Origin of the sequence: Streptomyces sp. ADI95-17, assembly GCF_003846175.1 — a bacterium.
GTDB lineage: Bacteria > Actinomycetota > Actinomycetes > Streptomycetales > Streptomycetaceae > Streptomyces > Streptomyces sanglieri.
On the sequence record NZ_ML123051.1, the window covers coordinates 337660 to 347692 of the forward strand.

At 67.9% G+C, this 10033-nt stretch carries 6 protein-coding genes and 1 pseudogene; 6 read left to right on the forward strand and 1 reads right to left on the reverse strand.

The genetic code is table 11. From position 1 onward, the window contains the following. Window positions 1-50: 50 nt before the first annotated feature. Window positions 51-920, forward strand: a complete 870-nt coding sequence (locus EES42_RS36330; RefSeq protein ID WP_124722465.1) for a JmjC domain-containing protein — start codon at window positions 51-53, stop codon at window positions 918-920. Between the two features lie 34 nt (window positions 921-954). Next, the gene (locus EES42_RS36335) at window positions 955-1857 is read left to right on the forward strand and encodes a JmjC domain-containing protein (RefSeq protein ID WP_164495456.1); all 903 of its coding nucleotides are present in this window, start codon (window positions 955-957) and stop codon (window positions 1855-1857) included. Between the two features lie 67 nt (window positions 1858-1924). Here the strand turns inward: EES42_RS36335 and EES42_RS36340 are convergent, their stop codons facing one another. Continuing rightward, complete coding sequence (locus EES42_RS36340) at window positions 1925-3874, reverse strand: APC family permease (protein ID WP_124722467.1); 1950 nt, start codon at window positions 3872-3874, stop codon at window positions 1925-1927. A gap of 227 nt (window positions 3875-4101) precedes the next feature. On the opposite strand from EES42_RS36340, the gene EES42_RS36345 reads away from it, so the two are divergent. The 4 genes and pseudogenes from EES42_RS36345 to kdpB form a co-directional block, all read left to right on the forward strand. After that, window positions 4102-6621 carry a DUF4118 domain-containing protein gene (locus tag EES42_RS36345; RefSeq protein ID WP_124722468.1) on the forward strand — a complete coding sequence of 840 codons (2520 nt, stop codon included), beginning with the start codon at window positions 4102-4104 and terminating at the stop codon, window positions 6619-6621. Window positions 6622-6870: 249 nt separating this feature from the next. Next, window positions 6871-6960 carry a K(+)-transporting ATPase subunit F gene (gene kdpF / locus EES42_RS36350; protein ID WP_124722469.1) on the forward strand — a complete coding sequence of 30 codons (90 nt, stop codon included), beginning with the start codon at window positions 6871-6873 and terminating at the stop codon, window positions 6958-6960. A 12-nt stretch (window positions 6961-6972) separates the two neighbouring features. After that, on the forward strand, window positions 6973-8637 hold the full coding sequence (gene kdpA / locus EES42_RS36355; RefSeq protein WP_124722470.1) for a potassium-transporting ATPase subunit KdpA: 1665 nt from the start codon (window positions 6973-6975) through the stop codon (window positions 8635-8637). After that, a pseudogene (kdpB, locus tag EES42_RS36360) lies at window positions 8637-10033 on the forward strand (potassium-transporting ATPase subunit KdpB); the annotation flags it as partial. The gene kdpA and the pseudogene kdpB, both read left to right, overlap by 1 nt.

The following is a 10033-nucleotide window of genomic DNA, read 5'->3' on the forward strand; positions in this document are numbered from 1 at the left end:
GGACCCGCCGGTGCTCACACCGGCGGGTCCGCTCGGAGAGGGACGGAACAATGGACTGGCTGGAACGGTGCGTACCGGACGTGGAGCAGCTCCTGGGTACGTACTGGCGGAAGGAACCGCTGCTTCTGCGGCCGCAGAACCCGCCGTTGGAGGTGCTGACACTCTCCGACGTGGACGCACTCCTCGGCGCGGGACTGCTGCGCGTTCCGTATATCGGCCTGTACACTGCGCAGGGGAGCATCGCAGACGAGCGTTTCTGTCCGATGCGCGTCATCACCGGGAACCCGGTCCAGGGGTACGTCGACGCGGCGGCGGTCCGACGACTGATCGATGAGGAACGGGCGACCCTGCAGTTCCGTTACGTCGACCAGTGGCATCCCCCGGTGCGTGAACTCACCAGGGGCGTCGCAGAGCGGCTCGGCCGGCTCGTCGAGGCGTTCTTCTTCCTGAGTCGTCCCGGCCGCCGGGGTCCGGTCCACCGGGACGACGGAGACCTGCTGGCGATCCAGCTCAGCGGTGCCAAGCACTGGCAGGTGTACGCGGGTCCGCCCGACGGTGACTGGGCGCCGGTCCGCGAGGAGAATCCGGGGGCGCCGCTGCTGGATACGGTCCTTGAGGCCGGTGAAGTGCTGTATGTGCCGAGAGGTTTCGCGCACACCGCCACTGCCGTGGGCGACGCCTCGTCGGCTCATCTGACAGTGGTGGTGAGAGAAGCCGGCGCTGAGCATCTGCGCGCCGCTCTGCTGGCGGGGATCGTCGACGGCCTGACTCTGCCGGGCCGTCCGCTGGACGATGACGCCCTGCTGCGCACCGCGGCCGAACTCCTGGACCATCTCGGCGCACGGCTCGACGCGGTCACTCCGGATGATGTCATCGGCCGGGCACGACCGCGCGCGTACAGCAACCGTCAGACCGTCTGATCAGGCCGACGGCATGGAACATGGAGAGGCAACGATGGGTCCGCTTGCACGATATGTGGGCGACGAGCAGGAATTTCATCGCACCCTGTGGCGCCGCACACCCGCCGTACTGCACCCCCGCACACCCCTGACGGAGATGCTGACGGTCGCCGAGCTGGACAGGATCCTGGACGCAGGTCTCCTCACCACCCCGTACGCGACGCTCGTGCACGAGGAGGGTCCGGTACCGGAGGAGCGTTACTGTTCCCCCCGTGTCGTCCTGGGCGGGATCGACAACCGCTACGTGGATGCCGGGGCGGTGCGCCGACTGATCGGTGAGGAGGGAGCCACGCTCCTTCTGCGGTACGTCGACCAGTGGCACGCAGGCGTGCGGGAACTGGCGGATGGGCTCGCGGAGTGTTTTCGACGTCAGGTGGAGGCGTTCTTCTTCCTCACCCCACCGGGGACGCAGGGCCGGCCTGTGCACCGCGACGACGCCGACGTGCTGGCCGTGCAGATGCACGGCGCGAAGCGGTGGCGTGTGTATGCGGGACCGCCCGACGGGAACTGGCAGCCCGAGCGTGTGGACGGCGACCCGGGGGATCCGCTGCTCGACGTGGTTCTGCGGCAGGGCGAAGTCCTTTACGTGCCGCGGGGGTTCGCGCATGTGGCCGAAGCCGCCGGGGGGAGCGCGTCCGCTCACCTCTCGTTCACGGTCCGCGAGGCCGGCTCCGCTCACTTGTACGCCGTTCTTGAGGCACTCCTGTTGGACGGCGACGGACTGCCCGCCCGGCCCAACGACGACGCAGCTCTGACCGGGGCCGCGAACGACCTCATCGCGCATTTTCACCGCACGCTCGCCGGCCTCACGCCACAGGAGCTGGTACATCTGGCCCGGGGCACGATGCGCCGCGAACAGCACACCACCGAGGGTTCTCTGAGCGCACTGCTGGGCTGATCCGGTTGTGAGGGCGAGGTGAGTGGGGAGACGGAGGCGTTGGCCTGGGTCCTGGTGCGAGGCCGGTTCATCCGACGTGGACGCGGGGGCGGCGGGCCCGGTCGGGTTCGGCTTCGCGGAGGACCTCGCGGGTGACGGGGGCGACTTCGCCCTGGCCGAAGAGGAAGAAGCGCAGGAAGTTGGTGAAGGGGTTGCCTTCGGTCCACTCGAAATAGATGTGCGGGTTGTGGCCGGTGAGGTCGCGGACGTGCAGGAGCAGGGCGGCCAGGGCGTTGGGGACGGAGGAGCTTTCCAGGGTCAGGACGCGGTAGCGGCCGTGCAGGACTTCGCCGCGTACGTTCAGGCCCGCTTCGAACTCCGAGGGGTCGAGGACGGTGACCTCGACGAAGACGAAGTCCTCCTGGACCGGGACGTCGTTGTCGCGACGGATCTGTTCGATCTTGTTGCGGTACTCGGCGACGTCGCGGTTGTCGGGCTCATTGGCGATGAACCGGATCCTGCGGCTGGCGGCGTCCCGTACGAAGCGCTCCGCCACGCCGTCCATGGTCACGCTGGTCACCCGCAGCTCGAAGGCGCGCGCGAGCCGAGAAAGCAGGGAGACGAGGATGATCCCGGCGATGAAGCAGGCACCGATCTTCACGCCGTCGGGGCGCTCGATGACGTTCACCACGGTGGTGTAAAGGAAGATCGCCGAGATGACGGCGAAGGCGATGGTCCAGTTGTGCTGGCCGGCCTTGCGCGCGGCGATCGTGACGGCGATGGCGGCGGAGCTGATCAGGACGAGGACACCGGTGGCGTAGGCGCCGCCCTGCGCGTCGACGTCGGCATCGAAGATCCATGTAACCAGGAACGCCACCAGGATGAACACGATCACCATCGGGCGCACGGCGCGCGCCCAGTGCGGCGCCATGCCGTACCGGGGCAGGTAGCGGGGCATCAGGTTGAGCAGGCCGGCCATGGCGGAGGCGCCGGCGAACCACAGGATGGCGATCGTGGAGACGTCGTAGACCGTGCCGAAGATGTTTCCGAGGTACTCGTGCGCCAGATACGCGAGTGCCCGGCCATTCGCCCGGCCGCCCGACTCGAACTCCTTCTCCGGGATGAGCACGGTGGTGATGAAACTGGTGGCGATCAGGAACACGCTCATGATCACCGCAGCGGTGGTCAGCAGCTTCTTCGTGTCGCGGATTCGGCCGGTGGGCTTCTCCTCGGTGTCGCCGGGGTCGCCCGAGACATGAGGCATGACCGCGACTCCGGTCTCGAAGCCGGACAGGCCGAGGGCCAGCTTCGGGAAGACCAGCAGCGCGACGCCCACCATGGCGGCGACGTTGCCGTGCTCGGTGGTCAGGGCAGTCGTCCAGTCGGTGACCACGTGCGTGGCTGTGGTGACGTGCCACAGGCCCGACACCACGACGACAACGTTCAAGGCCAGGTAGATTCCGACCAGGACGACGGCGACGCCGATGGCCTCCAGGAAGCCCTTGAGGAACACCGCCCCGAGCAGCGCGACCAGCAACAGTGTGATGAGCATCTGCTTGTTGTGCAGCGCATCGTTCAGGTGCGGGTTCTCCACCAGGTGAGTTGAGGCGTCCGCCGCCGACAGTGTGATGGTGATCAGGAAGTCGGTGGCAGCGAAGCCGAGCAGTGTCAGGACGAAGAGCTTGCCCTTCCAGAACGAGAGCAGCCGCTCCAGCATCGCGATGGAGCCCTCGCCGTGCGGGCTCTCCTCGGCCACCCGTCGGTAGACCGGCAGTGCGCCCGCCAGTGTGACGATCACGAGCACGATGGTGGCCACGGGGGAGAGGAGCCCGGCCGCCAGGGCGGCGATGCCCGGCTGGTAGCCCAGCGTGGAGAAGTAGTCGACGCCGGTCAGACACATCACCCGCCACCACTGCTGCCCCTTGTCCGCGGGCTCGGGGCCGGCATGCGGCCCCTGCTGGTGTCCGGCGATGTCGGACAGGCCTTCCAGCATCCACGCGCGCAGGCGACCCGGGGGCTCGTGGGCGGGGGCGGCCATCGTTGTGCTCCTGACGTGCGGCGAAGCGAACGGTGCAGGCCATCGAGGAGACGGCTGCATCAGCGTACGCACGGAATGATCCGCAGCCGAGGGCTTCCCGTACCGGGCGGAAACGTGTCCGCGCCCACACACTGCGTTCGGTGCCGTCGAGTGGAACGGCTTCGACGGGCGCACCATGGAAGGGCGCGAACACGACATAGGGGGGTGACCTGGGCAGGAGCCCGCCGGTGGCACGTGGACGGTTGCGGATCTACCTCGGGGCCGCCCCCGGGGTCGGGAAGACGTACGCCATGCTCGCCGAGGGGCAGCGGCTGCGCGCACGGGGCGTGGATGTGATCGTCGGCTTCGTCGAGCCGCACGGGCGCCGGCCGACCGCGGCCATGGCCGACGGCCTGGAGACGACGGCCCGCCGTACGCTGAGCCACCGCGGCGCACTCTTCACCGAGATGGATCTCGACGCGGTGCTGGCCCGCCGTCCCCAGGTCGCACTGGTCGACGAGCTCGCCCACTCCAACGTTCCGGGGGCCTGCAACGCCAAGCGGTGGCAGGACGTGGAGGAACTCCTGGACGCCGGCATCGATGTCGTCACCACGCTCAATGTCCAGCACCTGGAATCCCTCAACGACGTGGTACGGCAGATCACGGGCGTCACGCAGCGGGAGACCCTGCCCGACGAGGTGGCTCGCCGGGCCGACCAGATCGAACTGGTCGACCTGCCACCGGAGGTGCTCCGCCGCCGCATGGTTCATGGCGACATCTACGCCCCGGACCGCATCGAGTCCGCCCTCACTCACTACTTCCGGGTCGGCAACCTCACCGCCCTGCGCGAAATCGCCTTGCTGTGGCTGGCCGACCGGGTGGAGGAAGGGCTGCAGCGCTACCGCGCGGAACACGGCATCGTCGCTCCCTGGGAGACCCGGGAGCGCATCCTGGTGTCCCTGAGCGGTGGGCCGGAGGGCGAGACGCTGATCCGCCGTGCCGCGCGGATCAGTGCTCGTACCCCTGGAACCGAGTTGCTGGCCCTCCACGTGGTTTTGGAGGACGGACTCGTCGACGTCGAACCGGCAGTACTGGACGCCCAGCGCACCCTTCTGGAGTCGCTCGGCGGCAGCTACCACCAGACCACGGGCGAGGATGTTGTCGATGCCCTGCTTCAGTTCGCCGAGGCGGAGAACGTCACCCAGATCGTGCTGGGCGCGAGTCGGCACGGTCGCCTCGCCTCCCTCCTGAGAGCAGGTGTAGGAGAGCGGACGATCAAGGGGTCCGGCCCCATCGACGTGCACATCGTCACCCACAGGGAAGCAGCAGGGTCTGCTGTGCTGAGGCTTCCGCATCCGAGCCGTGGCACGGGCCCACGACGGTACTGGACTGCGCTGGCCGGCGCCGTGGTGCTGCTGCCTGTACTGACGCTCCTGCTGACCGCGGTGCGCGGCCACCTCGACCTCTCCAGTGACCTGGTGATCTACCTGCTCGTCGTCGTCGTGGTCGCCTTGGTCGGAGGGCTCTACCCCGCGCTGCTCGCCGCCATTGCCGCAGCGCTGCTCGCCGACTACTACTTCGTCGCACCAGTGCACTCGCTGGCCATCGAGCGCCCTGACGCGATTACCGCGCTCGTGGTGTTCATCGCCACGGCCGCTCTCGTCGGTACGGCGGCGGGAACGGCTGCCCAGCGCACGCACCAGGCCGTACGCGCGACATCCGAGGCGAGGGCGCTGAGCCGCCTGGCCGCCGCCATGATGCGTGGCCAGGATCTGACGGCACTGGTGGAGCAGATCCGGGAGAACTTCGGTATCGGTGCGATCAGCCTGCTCGAAAGGGATCCGGAAGCATCTCCCGTGCCCCGTTGGTATGTGGTCGCCAGCGCCGGGGAGCGGCCGCCGGAAAAACCCTATGAGGCGGATGTGGAAAGCCCCGTCGACGACAACCTCACGCTGGCCGTGCGCGGCTCAGGACTGAGTACGGAGGACCGACGCGTCCTCGCCGCATGCGCCGCTGAACTGGGGCTGGCACATGCCCGAGGACGGATCGCCGGGTGTCCCGATGGCACGGACGTCTTCGCCGACGCCGAACGTACCCGGGCGTCCCTGCTTCTCGCGGCAGGACGCGATCTGCGTGCTCCGCTGCACACCGCCGAAGAAGCGCTCGTGCGCCTGGGGAGTCGACACTCCGGCGAGACCGTCCCGGACGAGACGCAGTTGTTGGACGTTGCCCGCGCGGCGGTGCACCGTGCGGCGCAGTTGGTCACTGATCTCGACGATGTGAGTCGTCTGCACGCCGGGGCACTCGATCTCTACCTCCGCCCGGTCGACCTCAACGAGATGCTGGGCGCCGCCTTGGACGACCTCGGGCCCGGCGGCCACTCGATCATTCTGCGCCTGCCGGAACAGCTGCCCGACGTGATCGCCGACGCCGCTCTCCTCACCCGTGCTCTGACCGCACTGGGGGCCGATGCATTGCGTCACAGCCCGTCGGACCGGCCCCCTGTCTTCACCGCCGAGGTCCATGTCGGACGAGTGAGGATTCGAGTGGAGGACGGCACGCGCGACCGGGGCCCGGAAGCGAGCCCCGAGGCCTTTCGGGCCCCGGGTTCCAGGGCCGACAGTCTGGCTGTACGGCTGTCGCGCGACTTGGCCGAGGCCATGGACGGGACCCTGGAGACGGCCGTCGAGAGCCCCGGATTCTCGGTGACGCTCACTCTTCCGACTTCCGCGCCCGGCCGCACCGCGACATCCGGCCGCAACGAGTGAATCCACGCCTTGCACCGTCATCCCATCAGCGCACAGGGCTGCAGAGCAATTCAGACATCAACTGATATAGCGTCAGAGATGGGTCGCCCTCTTTTCCGGATCGACTCCATATGCCGGCCGGGAGGGCCCGAAAGTCCCGTCCCTCATGACTCTGCGGGGTGCTTCGCGCATGTCGGACATCGCGCACATCGGCCTCACGGCAGTGGTGTTCGCCCTCATCGGTCTGGCCGCCAAGGGGGTCGGACGCCTGTGAGCGTGGAAAACATCGTCGGCCTGGCCGTTGCCGCGTGCCTCGTGATCTACCTGGTCATCTGCCTGATCTTCCCCGAGAAGTTCTAGGAGAAATCCCGGATGAACGACACCCTCGCGGGCTGGCTCCAGGTACTTGCCCTGGTGGTCGCGCTAGGTCTCTCGTTTCGCCCGCTGGGCGGCTACATGGCCCGTGTCCTGACCGCTGATCACCATTGGCGGGTTGAGCGCTTGATCTACCGGGCAGGCGGAGTGAATGGCGACGCCGACCAGAAGTGGCCGGTCTACCTGCGGAGCATCCTTGCCTTCTCCGCCGTATCGGTGCTGTTCCTGTACGCGTTTCTGCGCCTGCAGAACCATCTCCTGCTGTCCCTGGGAATGAAGCCGGTTTCCACGGATCAATCTTTCAACACTGCGGCATCCTTCGTCACCAATACCAACTGGCAGTCGTATTCCGGTGAGTCGACGATGGGGCACCTGGTCCAGATGGCGGGCCTCACGGTACAGAACTTCGTCTCCGCCGCCGTGGGTATCGCCGTCGTCGCCGCACTGATCCGGGGCTTCAACCGGAAGAAGACCGATCGCGTCGGGAATTTCTGGGTGGACCTGACACGCGTTGTGCTTCGCCTTCTGCTGCCGCTGGCCTTCGTCTTCGCGATCGTTCTGGTGGCTGCCGGTGCCGTTCAGAACTTCCACGGAATCCACGACATCACCACCATCGCGGGCGGGCACCAGGGCCTGACCGGAGGCCCCGTCGCCTCCCAGGAGTCCATCAAGGAACTGGGCACCAACGGTGGTGGTTTCTACAACGCGAACTCCGCGCACCCCTTCGAGAACCCCAACGCCTTCACCAACCTGATCGAGATCTATCTCATGCTGGTCATCGCGTTCTCGCTCCCGCGGACCTTCGGGACGATGGTCGGTGACAACCGTCAGGGATACGCCGTCGTCGCCGTGATGGCCTTGACCTGGGGCGCGTCGGTCGCGGTCGTCACAGCCAACGAGTTGCACAGCGTCAGCAGCACCGCCGGTCACGCGGCCGGCGGAATGATGGAGGGCAAGGAGACGCGGTTCGGGATCTGGGCCTCGGCCCTGTTCGCCGTGTCGACCACCCTCACGTCGTGCGGAGCGGTCAACTCCTCCCACGACTCGTACACGCCGGGCGGCGGCGCAATGACGATCTTCAACATGATGCTGGGGGAGATCGCGCCCGGCGGCGCCGGATCCGGGCTCTACGGGATCCTGGTCCTGGCGATCGTCGCGGTCTTCGTCGCCGGACTGATGGTCGGCCGGACCCCCGAGTACCTGGGCAAGAAGCTCCGCGGCCGGGAGATGAAGTTCGCCTCGCTCTACATCCTGACCACGCCCGTGGTCGCACTGGTGGGCGCGGGGCTGGCGATGGCGCTCCCGGGAGAGAGGGCGGCCATGCTCAATTCCGGTCCGCACGGCTTCTCCGAGGTCCTGTACGCCTTCGCGTCGGCCGCGAACAACAACGGCTCGGCGTTCGCAGGGCTGAGCGCGAACACTGTCTGGTACAACACCACGCTGGGTGTGGTCATGCTCGTCGGCCGGTTCCTGCCGATGGTGTTCGTCCTGGCGCTCGCCGGCTCGCTCGCGGAGCAACAACCCGTTCCGGTCACCGCGGGCACCCTGCCCACTCACCGGCCGCAGTTCGTCGGGCTGCTGACCGCAGTGATCCTCATCGTTGTCGGTCTGACCTACTTTCCCGCGCTCGCGCTCGGACCCCTTGCGGAGGGCCTGCACTGATGACCACGACCGCCACTCCCGCTCCCACCCCGCCGGGGGCCGGGCGTCAACAGCACCGGGTCTCGGGCGGACTGCTCGATCCCAGGCAGCTTCTGACGTCCTTCCCCGACGCCCTGCGCAAGCTGGATCCGCGAGTGATGGTCCACAACCCCGTCATGTTCGTGGTGGAGGTCGGGGCGGCGCTGACCACGCTGTCCGCCATCAGGACACCCAGTGTCTTCGCCTGGGTGATCACGGGGTGGCTCTGGCTGACATCCGCCTTCGCCAACCTTGCCGAAGCAGTGGCCGAGGGGCGCGGAAAGGCCCAGGCGGAGACGCTCCGCCGGGCCAGGACGACGACGATGGCCCGTCGTCTCACCGGCTGGCAGCCGGGTGCGACCGACGCCACGGAGCACGAGGTTCCGGGCGTCGCTCTCCAGCTGGGCGATCACGTCGTCGTCGAGGCCGGGCAGGTCATCCCCGGCGACGGAGATGTGGTCGAAGGCATCGCGAGCGTCGACGAATCAGCCATCACGGGCGAGTCGGCGCCGGTGATCCGTGAGTCCGGCGGCGACCGGTCGGCCGTCACGGGCGGTACCAAAGTGCTCTCGGACCGGATCGTCGTGAAGATCACTTCCAAGCCGGGGGAGACCTTCATCGACCGGATGATCGCACTCGTGGAGGGGGCCGCCCGGCAGAAGACGCCGAACGAGATCGCGCTCAACATCCTGCTGGCATCCCTCACGATCATCTTCCTGATCGCGGTGGCGACCCTGCAGCCCTTCGCCGTCTTCGCCGGGGCGGAGCAGACCATCGTCGTCCTTGTCTCCCTCGTGGTGGCCCTAATCCCCACAACGATCGGGGCGCTGCTCTCGGCGATCGGGATCGCGGGCATGGACCGGCTCGTGCAGCGCAACGTGCTGGCGATGTCCGGGCGTGCGGTGGAGGCCGCGGGCGATGTCAACACCTTCTGCTCGACAAGACCGGCACCATCACCCTCGGCAACCGCCAGGCCGCCGAGTTCCTGCCGGTGAACGGGGTGAGCACCGAGGAACTCGCGGACGCCTCCCAGCTGTCGTCGATCGCCGACGAGACACCCGAGGGCCGCTCGATCGTCGTCCTCGCCAAGCGGCAGTACGCGCTGCGCGGCCGCAGTGAAGGAGAACTGGCCCAGGCACGGTTCGTACCCTTCACCGCGCAGAGCAGGATGAGCGGTGTCGACCTCAACGACCCCCAGGAGAACCTGTCTTTGCGCAAGGGAGCGGCGACGGCGGTGATGCGCTGGGTTCGTGACAACGGCGGCCACCCCATGGCAGAGGTCGGCGGCATCGTCGACGGCATCTCCGCGAGCGGTGGCACCCCGCTGGTCGTCGGAGAGGTGACCCGGCAGGGCGACGCGCCCGGCGCCCGCATCCTC